The sequence below is a fragment of the Myxococcus sp. AB036A genome, assembly GCF_006547355.1.
In the GTDB taxonomy this organism is placed as follows: domain Bacteria; phylum Myxococcota; class Myxococcia; order Myxococcales; family Myxococcaceae; genus Myxococcus; species Myxococcus virescens.
Genome location: NZ_VHLC01000042.1, coordinates 1 through 16,859 on the forward strand (window position 1 = coordinate 1; position 16,859 = coordinate 16,859).

The 16,859-nt window shown below is 64.8% G+C and carries 17 protein-coding genes and 2 pseudogenes; 13 read left to right on the forward strand and 6 right to left on the reverse strand.

All coding sequences use genetic code 11. The features are described from left to right. The 6 genes and pseudogenes from FL344_RS18250 to FL344_RS18275 form a co-directional block, all read left to right on the forward strand. Nucleotides 1-184: pseudogene (locus FL344_RS18250) on the forward strand (hypothetical protein); the annotation flags it as partial. Beyond that, a complete protein-coding gene (locus tag FL344_RS18255) occupies nucleotides 174-2,513 on the forward strand; it encodes a hypothetical protein (RefSeq protein WP_141619432.1) in 2,340 nt (779 codons plus the stop codon). The pseudogene FL344_RS18250 and the gene FL344_RS18255, both read left to right, overlap by 11 nt. Next, the gene (locus tag FL344_RS18260) at nucleotides 2,510-3,844 is read left to right on the forward strand and encodes a hypothetical protein (RefSeq protein ID WP_141619433.1); all 1,335 of its coding nucleotides are present in this window, start codon (nucleotides 2,510-2,512) and stop codon (nucleotides 3,842-3,844) included. The genes FL344_RS18255 and FL344_RS18260 overlap by 4 nt, the downstream gene beginning before the upstream one ends. Nucleotides 3,845-4,264: 420 nt before the next feature. Continuing rightward, nucleotides 4,265-4,578, forward strand: a pseudogene (locus FL344_RS18265) (multidrug efflux SMR transporter). 41 nt (nucleotides 4,579-4,619) lie between these two features. Continuing rightward, nucleotides 4,620-5,141, forward strand: a complete 522-nt coding sequence (locus FL344_RS18270) for a DinB family protein (RefSeq protein WP_141619434.1) — start codon at nucleotides 4,620-4,622, stop codon at nucleotides 5,139-5,141. A gap of 21 nt (nucleotides 5,142-5,162) precedes the next feature. Then, entirely contained in the window at nucleotides 5,163-6,104 is a 942-nt protein-coding gene (locus FL344_RS18275; RefSeq protein ID WP_141619435.1) for an Fpg/Nei family DNA glycosylase, read from the forward strand. Nucleotides 6,105-6,311: 207 nt separating this feature from the next. On the opposite strand, the gene FL344_RS18280 is transcribed toward FL344_RS18275, so the two are convergent. Then, nucleotides 6,312-6,632, reverse strand: a complete 321-nt coding sequence (locus FL344_RS18280) for a hypothetical protein (protein WP_228565163.1) — start codon at nucleotides 6,630-6,632, stop codon at nucleotides 6,312-6,314. 356 nt (nucleotides 6,633-6,988) lie between these two features. On the opposite strand from FL344_RS18280, the gene FL344_RS18285 reads away from it, so the two are divergent. From FL344_RS18285 to FL344_RS18295, 3 genes are read left to right on the forward strand one after another with little or no spacing between them, the layout of a single operon-like run. Then, on the forward strand, nucleotides 6,989-7,300 hold the full coding sequence (locus FL344_RS18285; RefSeq protein WP_305021759.1) for an SMR family transporter: 312 nt from the start codon (nucleotides 6,989-6,991) through the stop codon (nucleotides 7,298-7,300). Then, nucleotides 7,294-8,418, forward strand: coding sequence for a PLP-dependent aspartate aminotransferase family protein (locus FL344_RS18290; RefSeq protein WP_141619436.1), 1,125 nt, complete (start codon nucleotides 7,294-7,296; stop codon nucleotides 8,416-8,418). The genes FL344_RS18285 and FL344_RS18290 overlap by 7 nt, the downstream gene beginning before the upstream one ends. 13 nt (nucleotides 8,419-8,431) lie before the next feature. Next, complete coding sequence (locus FL344_RS18295; protein ID WP_141619437.1) at nucleotides 8,432-9,043, forward strand: FMN-binding negative transcriptional regulator; 612 nt, start codon at nucleotides 8,432-8,434, stop codon at nucleotides 9,041-9,043. A gap of 1,145 nt (nucleotides 9,044-10,188) precedes the next feature. Here FL344_RS18295 and FL344_RS18300 read toward each other — a convergent pair. Next, nucleotides 10,189-10,776, reverse strand: a complete 588-nt coding sequence (locus FL344_RS18300; RefSeq protein WP_141619438.1) for a hypothetical protein — start codon at nucleotides 10,774-10,776, stop codon at nucleotides 10,189-10,191. Nucleotides 10,777-10,935: 159 nt separating this feature from the next. Beyond that, the gene (locus FL344_RS18305; RefSeq protein ID WP_141252941.1) at nucleotides 10,936-11,178 is read right to left on the reverse strand and encodes a hypothetical protein; all 243 of its coding nucleotides are present in this window, start codon (nucleotides 11,176-11,178) and stop codon (nucleotides 10,936-10,938) included. Between the two features lie 1,170 nt (nucleotides 11,179-12,348). Between FL344_RS18305 and FL344_RS18310 the strand changes: the two genes are divergently transcribed. Genes FL344_RS18310 through arsN2 form a run of 4 tightly spaced genes read left to right on the forward strand, consistent with a single transcriptional unit; the run spans nucleotide 12,349 to nucleotide 14,690 of the window. Then, complete coding sequence (locus tag FL344_RS18310; RefSeq protein ID WP_141619472.1) at nucleotides 12,349-12,714, forward strand: helix-turn-helix transcriptional regulator; 366 nt, start codon at nucleotides 12,349-12,351, stop codon at nucleotides 12,712-12,714. Between the two features lie 16 nt (nucleotides 12,715-12,730). Next, on the forward strand, nucleotides 12,731-13,849 hold the full coding sequence (arsB, locus tag FL344_RS18315; protein ID WP_141619439.1) for an ACR3 family arsenite efflux transporter: 1,119 nt from the start codon (nucleotides 12,731-12,733) through the stop codon (nucleotides 13,847-13,849). Beyond that, a complete protein-coding gene (locus FL344_RS18320) occupies nucleotides 13,846-14,247 on the forward strand; it encodes an arsenate reductase ArsC (RefSeq protein WP_141619440.1) in 402 nt (133 codons plus the stop codon). Before arsB ends, FL344_RS18320 begins: the two co-directional genes overlap by 4 nt. Further along, the gene (gene arsN2 / locus FL344_RS18325) at nucleotides 14,244-14,690 is read left to right on the forward strand and encodes an arsenic resistance N-acetyltransferase ArsN2 (RefSeq protein WP_141619441.1); all 447 of its coding nucleotides are present in this window, start codon (nucleotides 14,244-14,246) and stop codon (nucleotides 14,688-14,690) included. Before FL344_RS18320 ends, arsN2 begins: the two co-directional genes overlap by 4 nt. 24 nt (nucleotides 14,691-14,714) lie before the next feature. Here the strand turns inward: arsN2 and FL344_RS18330 are convergent, their stop codons facing one another. The 3 genes from FL344_RS18330 to FL344_RS18340 form a co-directional block, all read right to left on the reverse strand. Continuing rightward, entirely contained in the window at nucleotides 14,715-15,074 is a 360-nt protein-coding gene (locus tag FL344_RS18330) for a helix-turn-helix transcriptional regulator (RefSeq protein ID WP_141619442.1), read from the reverse strand. Continuing rightward, nucleotides 15,074-15,646 (reverse strand): hypothetical protein, encoded by a 573-nt coding sequence (locus tag FL344_RS18335; RefSeq protein WP_141619443.1) that lies wholly within the window; start codon nucleotides 15,644-15,646, stop codon nucleotides 15,074-15,076. The genes FL344_RS18330 and FL344_RS18335 overlap by 1 nt, the downstream gene beginning before the upstream one ends. Before the next feature lie 291 nt (nucleotides 15,647-15,937). Beyond that, nucleotides 15,938-16,777: a cation transporter gene (locus FL344_RS18340; protein ID WP_194863151.1), complete on the reverse strand. Its 840-nt coding sequence runs from the start codon at nucleotides 16,775-16,777 to the stop codon at nucleotides 15,938-15,940. Nucleotides 16,778-16,859 lie beyond the last annotated feature (82 nt).

Sequence of the window (16,859 nt, forward strand, 5' to 3'; positions counted from 1 at the left end):
GGCGATGGGCGCGGGCCAGCCGGGAGCGCGCTACCTCGCCTCGGCCGAGGCGCGATGGCGCTTTCTGGGCGGGAAGCTGTACGCGGTGGGGCAGGGGGGCACGCTGCTCTTCCCGACGACGGAAGGGACGCTGCGGCCAGGCGCCTTCGCTTCCGTGGGGCTGGGGGTGGACAATGCGCGCTGAGCGGCCTTGGTGCGGCGGGCTTGGCCTCGCGCTGGTGGTAGCCCTCCTGGCCTCCGGGTGCGCCTCGTTGCCGGCGAGGCCGGGCCAGGCGGGCCGTGGTGCGGCCCTGGCCTTCAGTCCCCTCTCCGTGCCCTCCCAGGCGGCGAGGAGCGCGACGACGGGTGTGTACCAGGGGGATGCGTCGGGCTCCGCGGATGGAACGCCAGAGCCGGCGCCGATGGGCTATCGGCGAGTGCCCACCGGCAATGCCGTCAACGGGAAGGGAGCGCGCGGCTCGGGCGGCGAGGGCGGCGCCTTCGTCTGTGGTGGCAAGGCCCTGCCTCCGGGCTGGCCCCGCCTGGCTTACAGCCGGGACGTGGTGGAGCCCTTCCTCGCGTGTGCCTCGCCCGCGGAGTTCGTGGCCATGCAGCGTGGGGTGGACATGGCCGCGCTGGTGCAGTCCCTCACGGCCTGGGACGCTGTCCGCCTGGGCGCCCTGGGGCCTCTGGACGAAGACGCCTCGGCCGCCCTCGGCCGCCAGCGCGCGGCCTTCATCGTCACGTCCGTCGAGAAGTACGGCGTGCCGTATGCCGAAGTGCTCGCCCTCTTCGTTCTGCACTCGGCCTTCGACGACGAGCTGCGCGAGGTGGTGCAGCGACTCGCCCGTGACAAGCAACTGGGCGCGACGCTGGGCGCGATGGCCGCTGTCCGCGAGGAGCTGAAGCGGCGGGGCCTGGCGCTGGAAGGCTTCTCGGAGCGGGGCGAGCAGGGGCGCGACGTGCTGCGCGGGCTGGGGCGCGCGGGCCGGGACATGCTCTCCAGCAGCTTGGTGAGTGGCGAGGCCCGGTACACGGAGCTCATGGCGATGCGTGGGCAGATGCCGCCGCCCTACCAAGCTGCCATCGACGAGGTGGAGAAGGCCCTGATGGAGAGGCACTACTCGCCGGGAAGCGTCTCGGCGGGTGTCTTCGACCACCTCACCTTCGGTGTGCCGGTGGGCTTCTACCACCTGGTGGCCGGGACGGGGCATGGGACGTACTCGCTGGCTCAGGGCAAGTACGAGCAGGCCACGCGCGAACTGGCGCCGGCCGCGCTGATGGTGGCGCTGTACGCCGGGGGCAAGGGCGCACGCGCCCTGGTGGAGTCCAACTCCGGTGGGCGGGCGAGTCTGCGGCGGCTCGCGGCATCGGAAGTTGAAGCGCTGAAGGCCGTCGTGAAGGAGCTGGAGGAGCTAGTCGGCCCCGACGCAATCCGCGAGGGCTTCGCCTTCATGCGGGGTAAACGCGAGGTCGCCCGCTTCGTTCTGACAGCGGGGCCTCCTGGCTTCGTCGCCATCGTTGAGGCCCGCGGAAACCCCGCGAAGGCTCAGGTGCTGCTGATGGAGTCGGCCAGCCGCGAGTCCGCTAAGCCCGTGGCCACAAGGGGCTCAGCCGGGAAGTGGTCCGACAACCTGGACCTCTTCGAGAAGAACGCCGAGGCGTCCGCTGCGGAGGCGCAGGCGGCAAGTCGGGAGACCTCCAAGGCTGCAACGACGAGAGGAGGGGCGCGTCGCGAGCCTGTCCAGTCGGCGGCGAGAAAAAAGCAGTTCGACAACCTGGACCTCTTCGCTCAGGACGCCAAGGTGGGCGCAACGGAGTCCGCGAGGGCCAAGCTGCTCCAGGCGGAGCTGGAGTCCTCGGGTCCACGGCTCCCGAAGGATGTGAAGCTGCTGAAGGAGCAGGCACCGAAGCTGGAGGAGCCACCGCCGGGAGTCGAGCAGGGGGCTCCGCGCTGGCAGGAGTACGTCGCCTATCGCAAGAGCCGGCTGAAGGAAATTCAGGACGGTGATGCCGTCAAGGGGCCCTTGCTGTGGGAGGGCTACAAGGGGATGCGTGACCACCACGCCCGGGGTATGGCGTTCGAGAGGAAGATGGTCGCGATCCTGGAGGAGGATGCGGCGAAGCCGCGGGCCGAGCGGAAATGGCTCAAGGACTTCGACGAGCCACAGATCGAGACCCACGTAGGAGTCTCGAAGGTGGACCTTCGCTATGCGGACGTGCTTGTCATCGAAAAGAGGACCACTCCGGGTCAGCCCTCGCGGGTGGAGACGTTCAGCTTCAAGAGTCGGAACTTGGCCGTTCTGGGCGAAGATGCGCTACCTGTGCAGGTGAGGACGGACGCCAGCAACGCCATGAAATACTACGGTGGAACGCTCAAGATTGTGCGGGACGGTATGCGCCAGCAGGCGGAGATAAAGCGAGTGCGCCTTGTCTATGAGGAGAAGGGCCTCCTGCCCGAGGATACTGGGCTGTTTACGCGCGCGGCGACCGACGCGCAAAAGAGGACTGGGGTGGAGGTGTTTTCTCAATGAAGACGCTGACGATCCACGATCTGAACAAGGCAGATTGTCTGCGCCTGTTTTATGATGGGGCATTTAATCCGAAGGATGGGGTGGAGTCCGAGGTGGCGCCATTCCTTGATGCTCTTGAGAAGTATGCAGATGGTTGGGCGCCAACGCTTGTTAAGGCGAAGCGGAGCCGAAAATACTCCCGAGACGCCGTGCTGCGCGCGATTGACGAACGACGCGACGCCTACGGATCGACCATTGGGCTATTTCGCTCAGAGAATCCCGGCGTGTCGTTGTCGCTTACTCTTGGACTTACGCAAACTGAACCCGACTTGAGCGTCAGTCTTCATGTTCAACCAATCTCATTTTTTGCACAGGAGGAGGCTAGCCGCGGTTTTGTGGCAATGGTTCGTGCCTGGGCCTCTCGGTACCCGTCTCATTATGCTGCGGCGCACAGTACGGCTGACTGGGGCCTTACCGATAGTCCTGCCTTCGGTCGTGACGATGAGACATGGAGGCGGGACGGGTTCGACAAGATTTATGAGCTGTTCTGGCTGAATGTCTTCGGCCCCAAGCTCGTGGAGAGCGTAGGCCGTGAGCGGATGCTCTCGACGCCTGCGCACCTCGTGGAGGAGCTACCCAACGGCTCCGTCCTCGTGGTGCTATGGCCGACTGCTGCCGAGTTCGCGAGTGAGGAGGCGCGTGTGGTGCAGGCCCGAGCCCACGTCCACCTGCGGCCGGACCTCGACTTCGACACGGTGCTATGCAAGTTGCGGGAGCGCAGCGCCGCGCTCGTACCCGTCGAGCCGCGCTTCCATCCTGACGTGGCGCCGTTCCTCTCTCGGCTGCCGGACGAGTTCGCCATCAGCGAGCGGCAACGGAAGATTGCCGAACTCAACGCCTTCCGACCGCCGGTGCCGGAGGAGTGGCTCCCTGTCGCTCATCCCTCGGACGTGGCGAATCCGGAGCGCGTCCTCGAGTCCTACGGCGACTTGTCCGAAGGCCTCGTGGCTGTGCTTCACACGGATGTGCCCTCCATCATGAAGGAGACGCCTGAGTCGCTGACGGACCTCGACTTCCACTTCTGGAAGACCCACTTCCCCGAGCGCTACACGCGCGACGTCCTCGACGGACACACGATACCGGCACTTGGAGCCTATCTGGGGGACGTGCTGGTGCGACGGTTGGGCGGGACGTGGGTGCTGCGGCAGAAGGTGGAAGAGTCCCAGGTGCGCGTGGGCAAGCGCGTCTGGCTGCCCTTCCTCCGGGCTCGCCGGTACATGCAGTCCCGCCAGTCGCTGCTGGACTACTCGCTCACGCAGTTCTTCAAGGAGGCGGAACGGTACCGGAGCTGACTTGAGTCGCAGCGCATGTGAGCAAAGTTTGAGCACCTAGGCCATTATTACCTGCACCTCGAATTCGGGCTTCACTGCCTCGCCGGCACGGGAGGTGCGCGGGGCCCTATTCGCTCACTCGCATTGCGCACTGCACGAAGTGGTACGAGTGTCGACAGGCCCCGCGCCGTCATGCCGCAGTTGTGGAGGGCACGGCGACGTCATGCTGCGGCAGGTGCTCCACGAGGCTGGCGAGCGGTTGGCCGAACGGCTGTATCCGATAATGCCTGCGCGAGCGTCGACACGAAGCCGTTCGGCTTTGGTGCGGCGTAGTTGCCTTTTGTTTTCTAATGATGAAGAATCATTTTCACTGAGGACGACCTCAGCCTGCGGGCCATCTATCGTCCGGGACGACCCGGCTCTTTGATCTAGGAGAGCCGAATGGCTTGGATTCTCTTGGTTGTTGCAGGTCTGCTGGAGGTCGTCTGGGCTTATACGATGAAGCTCTCGGACGGCTTCACACGCCTGAGCTATTCTTCCATCACCATCGTGGCCATGATCGCCAGCTTCGGGCTGCTCTCGCTCGCGATGAAATCCCTTCCCCTCGGCACGGCTACACGATCTGGACGGGGATCGGAGCCGTGGGCGCGTTCGTCCTCGGCATCTTTGTGTTGGGCGAGGTTGCCAGCCCGACGCGCATCCTCGCGACTGTCTTGATCGTGGGTGGCCTGATGCTGATGAAGCTCTCCTCTTAAGCTATCCCCGCTGAATTTGTTGTGACAGACGAGGAGCAAGCATGAACCCCAATACCTCTACCCTGGTGCAGCTCATGGTCCATAAGAAGTGGATGGACATGGGCTTGTACGAGGCGCTTCAGTCCCCGGTCTATGCGGACAAGCCCGATGCAGTGGAGCATGCGCTCTACTGGCTGAACCACATCCACATCGTGGATCAGATATTCAAGTCCCACATGCTGGGGGAGCCTCACGGCTTTACCTCGACGGAGAGCAGCTCCTTTCCTCCGCTGCCGCAATTGCGCCGCGCAGCCGAAGCACTCGACGAGTGGCTGATCCGATACGCCCGGGACTTGGACGACACGGCCGCCGCCGAAGAAATCGACTTCGTCTTCACCGACGGCGACAAGGGCCGCATGAGCCGAACGCAGATGCTGATGCACCTGGCCAGCCATGGCCTCTATCACCTCGGCGTCACGACCCACGAACTGTCCCGTCAAGGCCTGCCCACGCCGCCCCTCTTGCTGACAACCTATCTGGGCCAGGAGGTGGCAGGGAAAGCAAGCAAGGCGCCCCCACCGTGACCTGGCGGAAAAGAGGCCGAGGTGCCTGAGGGGCACGTCATCCACGGCATTGCTGCAGCCCTCACCGGACTCTTGCGCGGCCAGGTCGTCCACGCCTCGTCGCCGCAAGGGCGGTTCAGCAGCGGGGCTGCCTTGCTCGATGGCTGCACGTTCACGGGAGCGATCGCCCACGGCAAGCACCTTTTCGCTTCCTTCGATCCGGGTGCCCAAGCGCCGCATATCCTCCACGTTCATCTCGGCCTCTACGGAGTCTGGAGCTTCGCGCTCGCAGCGGAGCATCCTTTGGCCCCACATCGCAATCCCCTGCTGACAGCCGCAGGTGAGGGGAAGCAGCCCCAGGTGATCGGAGATGCCGCCCGCTTCGCCGTACCGGCTCCACGAGGGGCGGTTCGCCTCCGACTGGTCGGAAAACAAGCGGCTGCGGACCTCAACGGGCCATCGCGATGCGAGGTGCTGACCGCTGCCGAGGTCGATGTGTTGCGCGCCCGCCTCGGCCCAGATCCGCTGCTCGGGGATTCTGATCCCGACGCCTTCATTCAGGCTGTCCGGTCGTCCCGACGGGCGATTGGAGAGCTGCTCATGGATCAAAGTGTCATTTCCGGGGTCGGCAACATCTATCGGGCCGAGTTGCTTTTTCGGCACCGCATCCATCCGGCGACACCCGGCCAACGGGTGAGCGTCCGCAAACTTCAGCAACTCTGGTCGGATGCCGTCGTCCTGTTGGCGGACGGAAAACGCTTGGGCGTGATCGTCACGACCGATGAAGGCCACCTCAATGAGCCACCGACAGGCTGGACGAAGCTTGCCGAGCGCGCCCCCAATGAAGAAGCTGATTTGCGCTGGTATGCCTACCGGCGCAGCGGCCGCCCGTGCCATCGATGCGGGAACCTCATCGCCACCTCGATCTTGGCGAGCCGCACTGTGTTCTGGTGCTCCCGATGTCAGCGCGCACCAAGCCACTAGCGTACTGATTCGGATGTTGCTCTGTCCCCCCCTGTCGCTCGGCCTTCTTGGCGTCAGGCGGCGAGACGATCTCCCCGCCGCTCAGCGAGCCGTCCGACGCCACCTGTCGGGTGCATCCGCTCTTGGTGGTGATGTGTGCGTCCCGGTGGTCGGTCGAGATGGTGCCGCCCACCACGCTGTGGATGGCCTGGGCCAGCTTCATCCGGCTCAGGCACTTATAGGCCTGCCAACGCCCCTCGAATTTCGACCGCGTTCACGCGCTCGCTGCGTCCTCCTTGGCAAAGAGTGCGGCGACAGATACGCACTGTCGTTGACGGAGTTGCCCTGGCAGCAGAGGAACAGGAACGGTGAGAAACCCGTGGTGCCGCCGCCCAGGCCGCGCTGCACGACGCCTCGAATCGAGCCGCCCTTGGCCGTCGGCGCGAAGCTCGCGAGGTTGGCGAAGAGGCCCACCGCTCGTTCGACCGCCGCGAGCGAGTTGAATGCGTAGAGGAAGCTGCCACCGCCCGGTGGGCGCGCGATGCCCACCGTGACAGGAGCCGCAGCGCTCCTCTTCCTTTTTGCTCTCGCCTTTCCCCTTCGCCACTATCCGAATCCTCGTGTGTGCTGAGCTGACGACTGCGACGACAACCACCGCGAGCGCGTCGCCGAAGCAGCGCGATGACCTCCGGTGCAGTCTGAGTTGCCATGACAGACGTGGGTGGATACATTTCTCGCTGCTCAGTTCGAGCCCTGACGAGGCCGACCCGTACCAGGTAGGAACGACGGGCCGTGGAGGAGATCCACTTGGCTTGGTTGGTTCTGAGCGTCGCAGGGGCTTTTGAAGTCGCCTGGCAGCTTGGCTTCAAGTACCGCACGGCTTTACGCGGCCGGCGCCGAGCGTCATTCCGAGCACTGCCATCGTTGCGAGCATGGCCCCGCTCGTGCGCTCCACGCGCAGGCTGCCCATCGGCACCGCGTACACGGTCCGGGGTGGAATCGGCGGCGCCGCTATCGGTGCCGTCCTCTTCGAAGAAACGGTGCTGTCGCTTCGCAGCGTCTTCGTAGCGCTCCTGGTGTTGTCGACAATCAACTTGAAGCAGCTGTCCACCGCATCGCTACACCGTGCCTCTGGCTGGCCGACCTCGTGCTCACGCGGGTCAAAGGTCGCCCCTCGGGTGCTCGGCGGGGGCTGCACGGAAAGAGTCTCATGGTGAACGAGAAGAAGACCGCCCCCAAAGACCTATCGGCCGCCTCCCTGCTTGTCGTTTCTGGACGTGACGGGCGCCCTGGCTCGCCGCTGAACCGACCACTGGTGCCAGCGTCGAACTTCATCCTCGGCACGGAGCGCGCCTACTCGCGGGACGACGGCACGCCGACATGGGAGGCGCTGGAGGAGATCGTCGGACTCCTCGAAGGGGGGCACACCGTCGCATTCTCGTCGGGCATGGCCGGTGTTGCCGCCGTCTTCGACCAACTGCGCGTCGGCTCGAAGGTGTTGCTCCCCGACGACTGTTACCAGGGGGTGGTGGGGCTCGCAGAGCTCGGGAACCAGAAGGGCATGTGGAGCCTCCAGCGGTTGGCAGTGGACGACACGGAAGGGTGGGTGCGGGCGTGCGTTGATGCGGATCTCATCTGGCTGGAGTCCCCATCGAACCCCCTCCTTACGGTGGCCGACGTGCGCGCCATCTGCTCGGCCGCGCGAAAGCCGACATCGCTCTTGGCTGTCGACAACACGTTCGCGACCTCGCTCAATCAACGGCCACTGGACCTCGGTGCGGACTTCTCGTTTCAGTCGGCGACCAAGTTCATCGGTGGGCACTCGGACCTGCTTGCTGGCGTGGTCACCGTGCGACGTGAGGACCTGCGCGCAGCGTTGCGATGCTCTCGCGAGCTGAGCGGAGCGACCCCGGGGGCGCTCGAGGCGTTCCTCGCAGTGCGCGGCGCTCGCACGATGGCGCTCCGGCTTGAGCGCGCTCAGGCCAACGCGATGAGCCTCGCAGAGCGGCTGGCTGCGCACCCACGCGTCGGACGCGTTCGTTACCCGGGGCTGAGCAGCCACCCGACTCACGCAATCGCGCGCGACCAACTGCGTGGCTTCGGAACTATCATCTCCTTCGACGTTCGAGGCGACGCTGCAGCCGCGGACGCCGTGTGCTCACGCCTCGGGCTTATTCACCATGCCACGAGTCTGGGGGCGGTCGAGTCGACGATTGAACGCCGCGCCGCCATCCCCGGCCAAGAGCATTTGCCGCCGTCGCTGCTGCGGCTGAGCGTCGGCATCGAGAACGTCGACGAGCTTTGGGCTGATCTCGAAGCTGCACTGAGGGATTGAAGGAAACCAAGTCATGCACCCAACCTCAGTTTTTCACTGGAAGGACCGCGCCGAGATGCTTGCGTTCGTGCGCGCTCGAAGTTTTGCGACGTTGGTTGATGAATCGCTGCGGGTGGCGCAGGTCCCGTTCATCGTCGACGAGGCCGCGAGTCGTCTGCTTTGCCACTTCTCACGCGGCAACCCGATGTCGCGGGCGTTGCCGATGCGAGTCGTCGCAGTGGTCAACGGGGCTGACGCCTACGTGAGCCCGGACTGGTACAAGAGCCACGAGCAAGTTCCGACGTGGGATTACGAGAGCGTCGAGATCGTCGGTTTGCTCACGCCCGTCGATGACACGCTCCTGCGCGATTTCCTCGCCGAGTTGAGCGCGGAGCACGAAGGACGCATCCTGGACAAGGCTCCGTGGACGATGGACAAGCTGCTCCCTGCGACGCTGGACAAGATGCTCAAGGGCATCATCGGAGCGGCACTCTCAATTGAGTCTATTCGCGGCACCCGGAAGCTCTCACAGAACAAATCCGACGACGACATCGACGGTGTCATCGCCGCCCTGAAGCGGAGCCCGTCGCAGCACGATCACGATGTCGCGGCGCGAATGGCACTGGTGCGGCGTCGCCCCACATAACCTTCGAACGAAGCTCCGACATGGGCGCGGCTCACGGGCAATTCCTCGCGGGCGGAAGTGCAGCCTCACCGCCGCAGATCAGCAGGCCGTCGTGGGGCGGTCGCGGCGAACTGCTGCGCGGGCCGCTGGACGGCTCTGCACATGAGCGGGCGAGGGCGGGCGCGCCGCGGAATCTTGGCGATCTCGGATGCTCTTGGGGTGTTCTGGACCGGAGTGGCGACCACCCTGCGTGGCGGTCGAACACCCCTCGTGAAACGGCAGCGGAGGCGGCTGATCCGGGGCTTCCGAAAGGGCCTTCACTTTGAGTGCTGATGGGGAGGGCTCTCCCCGACCTTGCGCCGCCCTCTCCGGGACCAGCAATGCAGGTAAGAGACGTAACCAGAAACCAGAGAGAGACGCCCTCCCAGAAACCTCAGAGCGGAAAGAGCGGGTCTCCGGGGGAATGTTGTTAACCACCGCCCCAAAAGTTAACAGCACTTGTTAACCGCTCTCGGCCTCTCTCTCCCCAAAACGGGCGAAAGAGCGCTCCAGAGAGCCCAATTGGCAGCGGAGGAAAGGGGGCATCTCGCTCTGCGGGGTAGAGAGCTGAGAGCGCCCTCTTCAGCACAGTGAGCCAAAATCCCTTGGAATTCAGCGGCTTAAGCACGAAGGCCCCGCGATTTTCATCGCGAGGCCCATGTAAAACAAAAGGGCCCTACCGGTTGGTAGGGCCCTTCGTTCAGCTCCCCGAATGAAGCCCTGCGCGAACTTGTTCTCGGCCTTCTCTCCAGAGACTGCGACGGAAAACACGAGGAACATCCGGGGGTTAGGTGAAGTCGGGAAAATTCGGGGTCCGATTGAGTGTCCGCGAACTTCGCGGCGACTGTTCCCGGATATCGCGGATTGGGTCTCGCGTCCAGAATCCCCAGAGTGAGATGATGTAGGATATCGGACCCGTGTGGCGCTTGAGGCCCGGGGCTTGTGCCCACCCCTTCCGCCGCTGACGGCTACCTCCCTCGGGGTACTGCCCTGCCCGCGCCTGACGCCTGTTGCCGAGGAGGAGCACCGATGCGGGTGGGGGTGACGCAGTGGCCGGATTTGGGGGCACACGAGGCCGGAGGGGACTGCCGCCAGTCGGTCGCCCCGACGGCAGTTGCCCGGGGCCCTCAGTGCTTCGCGCTCCGGACCCTCTTGTGGACCTGCTTCGTCTTCCGGTTGATTTCGCGCCGGTACCGCTCGCATTCTCTGTTCGACATGCCGAGGCGACGTGCCGCCTCGGCATAGCTGCCGTCCTTCTGGTGCTCCTCCCAGAGCGAGTACGCCTGGGGCGTGAGCTTCTTCTTCATGGCTGCACGGACTTGCTCAAGCTGTTCGGTTCGAGCGACGCGGTGAGCCGTAGGCAGCCCCGTGATGTCGCTCGGCTGAAGTTCGTTCGATGCCTCCTCGTTTTTCAACTCCGACATGCCGGTCTCAAACGGAATGAACTTGGCCGTCATTACGAGGCTGGGAAGCCGCGGCGGACGCATTCCGTATTCGTGCGAGCGGGGGGCCTCAGTCGGGTGACGCCTTGCCCGCAGGACGAAGTTGCGGAGCGTCCTGGCCGGATCCTGCGCGTTTTCCCATGGCTCCTCCACGAGGGCAGACCCGAGGCAGAAGCTCTCTCCCTGCCGGAGATCCAAGGACAGCGCGCTTCGGGCGAGCACCTCGACGGCGCCGATCTGCCTGACGCCTTCCGTAATGAGCTGAAGCGCCACCGTAAGGCGATGGGTCACTTCGGACAGGGGCTTCAGGCGGAGGCGGCAGTGGCTCGCCGCTTCCTGCCGTGAGCGTGTCTCTCAAGAGTGCGTTCATTGCCCACAGCGAGCCCGTGAACTGGAACGCCGCTTTTCAGACCGGGGAACGACGCGCCGTGCTCAGCGTTGTTGCTGACGGGGCGAGGCCGGTTGGCCCTGCTGCGGGGCGCCGCTTCCGCTCATGCAGCGCTGCATCCGTTCCGCCATGTGCCGGACGTCCTCGACCTGACTGGGGTTCTTTGCGGTGAGGTGCAGAGTGGCCCCTTCTTGCGTCTGCTCCATCTGCACGTCCGCCATTCCGCGCATGGGGCAGTTCATTCCCGCACCGCCCATTCCCTGGCCCATCATGCCGCTGCCCATCATCCCACAGGCGCAGCCTGGCTGTTGCCGTGTCGAGTCATCCGCCTGGCGTCCCGCGGACGGTGGCTGGGAAGCCCCTTGGGCTTCAGCAAGTGTGCCGATAAGAAGCCCCGTGGTGACGAGTAGTCCATATCCAAGCTTTCTCATGCTAATTCCTCCCGGAAATTGGCATTGTCCGCCTATAAGAAAACTCATGCCGGGGTCGGGAAATGGCCTGCTGCCCCTCCCGCCATGAAGCGGAGGCTGCCAGGGCATGGCTGTTCGTTTTCTCTCCGCGCTACGCGGCGCGGACTGGCGCGATGCCGTGCATTCCCTAGCGGCCGTACCACCGGGCCCTTCTTCCTCGTGGAATTCAGGGAAATTTTTGCCCCTCCCAGAGCCAAAGATGGCTGGGCAAATGGTCAGCTCAAGTAGGAAAGACGTTACAGGCCCGCCCAGCATCGGCGCCGCGATACGCTTCATCACGTTCGAGCCCGTGCGCCTGTGGCCCATGCGCATTGGCAAGCGGCAAGTCATGTCCGCCGCCACGGTCATCAGCTTGGGGCGGATGCGCTTGGATGCTCCCATCGATAATGGCTTCCGACAGCTCCCCTTTGGTTGAAATGCAGCCGCCCCTCCACCACCCTGCGGTAGGCGAGCGTGAGATAGAGCAGCATCCCCCCGTCTCTTCGTCCAGGCCCGCGAGAGCGATAAGGCCCACCCACACCGCCCCCCATCGCGGCGGGCCACCGAGGAGATGCTCTACCCGGTGACTTCCGCCTCGGCCAAGAACCGGCGTTTTCCTCGGCTCTGAATCGCTGCCGATGACCGGGGCGGACCGGTGGGATGGGCTGTTGGTTGCGCATCGCGCTCGTCGCGGAGGCGCGGAACTGCGCCCATCCTCACGGTAAGGAGCACCGGTGTGGCCTCGCTCGCCAGGTGTCGTTGTCGAGGGGGGATGCAAGGGAGCGTGCGGTAGGGGGCCCTGCCTCGCCGCCCGCTGCGACGAAAAGCTCGAGGTCCTGCCTTCCGCCTGGGTGGCGGCTGGGCGCTTAGCACCCAGTTTGAGCCTTTGAGCGTGCGGCTGAAGGGGCGCCACCCACCATGTGCCCGTTGCAGCCGGCGCGTCACGGCCAGGTTGCAGTGGTTAAGAGGATGGCGGACATTACGATATTCGAATATGGTGATGTCGTTATGTCGCTCGCTGCTGCTTCGCTAGATGTTCGTTCCGCCTCCCGGCTCTTCAAGGCACTGGGGGATGAGACTCGCCTACGCATCGTCGCTCTCCTAAGTCACGGAGAGTTGTGCGTCTGCCACTTGGAGTCAGCCTTGGGGCTGACCCAGTCCAACACCTCCCGGCAACTCGGCGTGCTCAAGAACGCTGGCGTTGTCGAGGCCCGCAAGGACGGGAGCTGGGTGTACTACCGACTGGCTCCGCAACTGGACGAGGTGTGCAAAGCCCAGCTCAAGGCGCTCGTGTCCGCTTTCACCGAGAGGGATGTCCTCCGAGAAGACGTCGAGCGCCTCCTCAAGTCCCGTGGCCCCAACGCCTGCAAGTAGACCCAAGAGCCTTCTCATGACAGCTACAACTGCTCCGGACAGCATCGTCAAGAAGCTCTCCGTCATCGACCGGTTCCTGCCGGTATGGATCTTCGCCGCCATGGGCCTGGGCATCGGCCTGGGACGGGCATTCCCGGACCTGGGCGCGAGGCTGGACACGGTGAAGCTGGACACTGTGTCCCTGCCCATCGCCATCGGCCTCTTGTGGATGATGTACCCAGTGCTTGCGAAAGTGCGCTACGGCGAGCTGGGCCGGTTACGCGCGCGGGGCAAGCTCTTCACCACGTCCCTGGTGCTCAACTGGGTTGTGGGACCGGTATTGATGTTCGCCCTGGCTTGGCTCTTCCTTCCGGACCTTCCGCACTACCGCAACGGGCTGGTGCTCATCGGACTGGCCCGCTGCATCGCCATGGTCCTCATCTGGAACATGCTCGCGTGCGGGAGCAATGAGGTTGCCGCCGTGCTGGTGGCGCTCAACTCGGTCTTCCAGATTCTCTTCTACTCAGTGCTCGGCTGGCTCTTCCTCACCGTCATTCCGGGCTGGCTCGGCGCGGATGTGGCGGCGTTCGACGTTTCCATGTGGAGCATCGCCAAGAGCGTGCTCATCTTCCTGGGGGTACCCCTGTTGGCTGGCGCGCTGACGCGCATCGGTCTCACTCGGCTCAAGGGAGAGGCATGGTACGAGCAGCGCTTCCTGCCGCGCTTGGGTCCTACCGCGCTCATTGGCCTGCTCTACACCATCGTCCTCATGTTCGCGATGCAGGGGGAGAAGATTACCCGCCTCCCGCTGGACGTGGTGCGCATCTCCATCCCACTGGCCGTCTACTTCGGCATCATGTTCACCAGCGCCTTCTTCCTCTCTCGGAAGCTGGGCTTCTCTTACGAAGAGACGGCGTCACTGTCCTTCACGGCGGCGGGCAACAACTTCGAGCTGGCCATCGCCGTGGCAGTGGGCGTGTTCGGCATGGCCTCGGGCGAAGCTCTTGCCGGCGTGGTCGGGCCGCTCATTGAGGTGCCCGCCCTCATTGCTCTCGTCTACCTGTCCCTCTGGCTCAAGCGCCGTCTCTTTCCAACCGCGGAAGGCGCCGTCATGCCGAGGCGGTTCGATGCGTCCTCACAGGAGTCGACACGATGAACACCGTCATCTTCGCGTGTGTCCACAACGCCGGTCGCTCGCAGATGGCGGCGGCCTTCTTCAACGCCCTGTCGGACCCAACCAAGGCGCGTGCCGTGTCTGCTGGCACCCAACCGGGAGTACGTGTTCACCCTGAAGTGCAGGCCGCAATGGCGGAGGTCGGCATCGACCTATCGGGCGCCAAGCCTCAGCGCCTCACGGATGAACTGGCCCAGGGCGCTCAGTGGCTCATCACCATGGGCTGTGGCGATGCCTGTCCGTACGTGCCGGGGTTGAAGCGCGGCGACTGGCCTCTGGAAGACCCGAAGGGCAAGTCGGTGGAGCGCGTACGCGAGATTCGCGACGACGTACGCGCCCGGGTGGTTGAACTCCTGACCACCGAAGGGTGGGCGCGATGATGCTCACCTTCCGGTCCGCCCGCCCCGCCGACCTCGGTGCAGTCGAAGCCCTCCTCGCTGCCGCAGACCTGCCGCGACAAGGAGTGGCCGACCACCTGCCTCACTTCCTCGTGGCAGAGCGCGAAGGCACGCTCGTGGCTGCAGCAGGGTTGGAGCTGTACGGGACGAGCGCCCTCCTTCGCTCCGTTGTCGTGAACGAAAGCCAGAAAGGGAAGGGCGTAGGGGCGGAGTTGGTCCAGCGGCTCGTTGAACGAGCCAGCGCAGATAGACTGGGAGCGTTGTTTCTCCTCACCACCACTGCTGCAGATTACTTTCCGCGCTTCGGCTTCGTTCGCATCGACCGTGCCTCTCTGCCCCCAGAGCTCCATGCATCCGAGGAACTCCGGGGAGCATGCCCGGCAAGCGCGGCCGTGATGCGCCGCCTCATGCCGCACCGGCCTTAGTCTCCGAACGCTCTCCGCGACCTGCTACTTGCCGTCGGAAGGAGGGCAGCAGATGGGGGCCAGTTCCCTCGCGCGGGAGAGGAGACCCTCGAACGCCGCGAGGAAGGACTGGCCGTCCACCTCGTAGATGCGATGCTTCCCTTCGCTGCGTGCGCGGACCACTCCGACGTCGTTCAGCACCTTGAGGTGGCGTGAAATGACAGAGCGGTCCTGGGGCAGATGCGCAGCAATGGCACCAACGTCCGCGGGACCGTAGCGAAGAAGCACCTTCAGCAGCTCCAGTCGAGCGGGCTCCGTGAGCGCACGCAGGAATGCCGAGTCCAGGAGGCTGATCAGCTCGTCAATACTGCGGGACCAAGCCTCCGTTGGACGTTTCGCTGCCATCAACTCGTTCTACCCCATGCCCGGGCCCAGCGGCACACCGGTGTCGCCGCCCACCGGCACCCCAGCCAGACGTGGATGGCTGCGGCCAGGATGGCGCCAGGCAGGAGGAACTCCACCGCTGAGCGGACAAGCTCGGGGTGCTCGCGCGCCGGGCCGCCAGTCGACCACAAGTCCCATGCTTCGCGCGGAATCGCAGCAAGCGCCAGGGCGAGTGCGCCAACGCGCAGCGTTGTGAGCACTACGTGGAGCGAGTACTCGAAGGAACTCAACCCACCGATGCCTGCCCTGCTATCGCGCTCGGAGAAGGTGTCGAAAAGCTCGACGACCTGGTCAGTGGCCACCAGCGCCAGGCCAACCCACAGCACTGCCCCCTGCGGCGGCGCGAGGAACAGCGTTGCGAGAATTGGCGGGAAGAGGAGGGCGCGGGCTGTGTGCAGCCAGTGCTCCCTCTGTGATTCCGGTCGTGCGTGGAGACGGTAGCGCCAGAGGTGCAGGTACACTCCGTCCACCGCCGAGGCGAGGGCGAACAGAAGAAGTAGGATGGTCGAGGCGAGGACGAGATTGGTGCTCATTGCTTCCTCCAGGACGCGTGCATCTAGGTGCACATGTGCACCTGGATGCACATGATGTCAAGACGACTTCGTCCGTGCAGGGAAGCCGAGTGCCGCAGGCTCGGGACGCACGGCTGGGCTTTTGGCACGCCGGGCACCCAACTCGGCTTGGCGCGCGCCATCTCCACCCGGCCGAAGCAAACGGAGTGAGTGGTCGGGAGGGGGCTAAACCAAATGTACCTCCGAGTTTCGGCATCGGGCAGAGCAGACTGTGCCTCAAGTTCAATGAGCTTGAGCGGCATGGGCCCTCCTTCACGTCCGGAGACGAAGAATACGTACTGCGCCAGAGAGGACGAGCACCGCGATGCCAAGGCCTACGAGGAGGTCGGGGTAGGGGGACTTGGTGAGAGCGACGAGGATTCCCGCCGCGATGACACCGAGGTTCGCCAGCACATCGTTAGTGGAGAAGATGTAGCTGGCCTTCATGTGGGCCCCGCCCTTTCGGTGACGGAAGATGAGCAGGAGGCACGTTACGTTGGCGGCGAGGGCGAGCGAGGCCACCCCCAGCATCCAGGTGGGCTCCGGCTCGCTGCCAAAGAGGAAGCGCCGTCCCACTTCGAAGAGGGCACCCAGTGCGAGCGCTATTTGCAGATAGCCACTGAGGTGCGCGGCGCGCAGCTTGTGTGCGGCCGTACGGCCCACCGCGTAGAGGCTGAGGCCGTACACCATTGCGTCGGCGAGCATGTCGAGGGAGTCCGCGAGGAGGCCCGTGGACTGGACGAGCCAGCCTGCGACGAGCTCGGCCACGAACATTAGCCCATTGATGGCCAGTAGCACCCAGAGCGTGCGGGCCTCCGTGCCCGCGTCCTCACCGGCCTCTGATATGCCCTCTTCTGCGGCCGCGCCTCCGTGCGTCTCGACAAGTTGGGCGCCGAGCCCGAGCGGTTCCAGGCGTCCTGTCACCTCGGATGCCGTGCCCTTCGCATGCCAGACGGTGAGGCGCCTCTCGGGCAAGTTGAAGGCGAGAGCGCGCACCATGGGCAGGCCTTCGAGAGTCATGCGCACGGTACTCTCCTCTGAGGGGCAGTCCATGCGGGGCACCTTGAATTCGCTCCTGTCGGTGGTGTCTGGAGGGTTGTTGTCATTTTTCATTGGGCATCGTCTCGATAGAAGAAGGGGAGAGGAGGCCGGGCGCCCCGGGGGGCAGCCGTGCGCCGTCCTCACATAAAGGGCA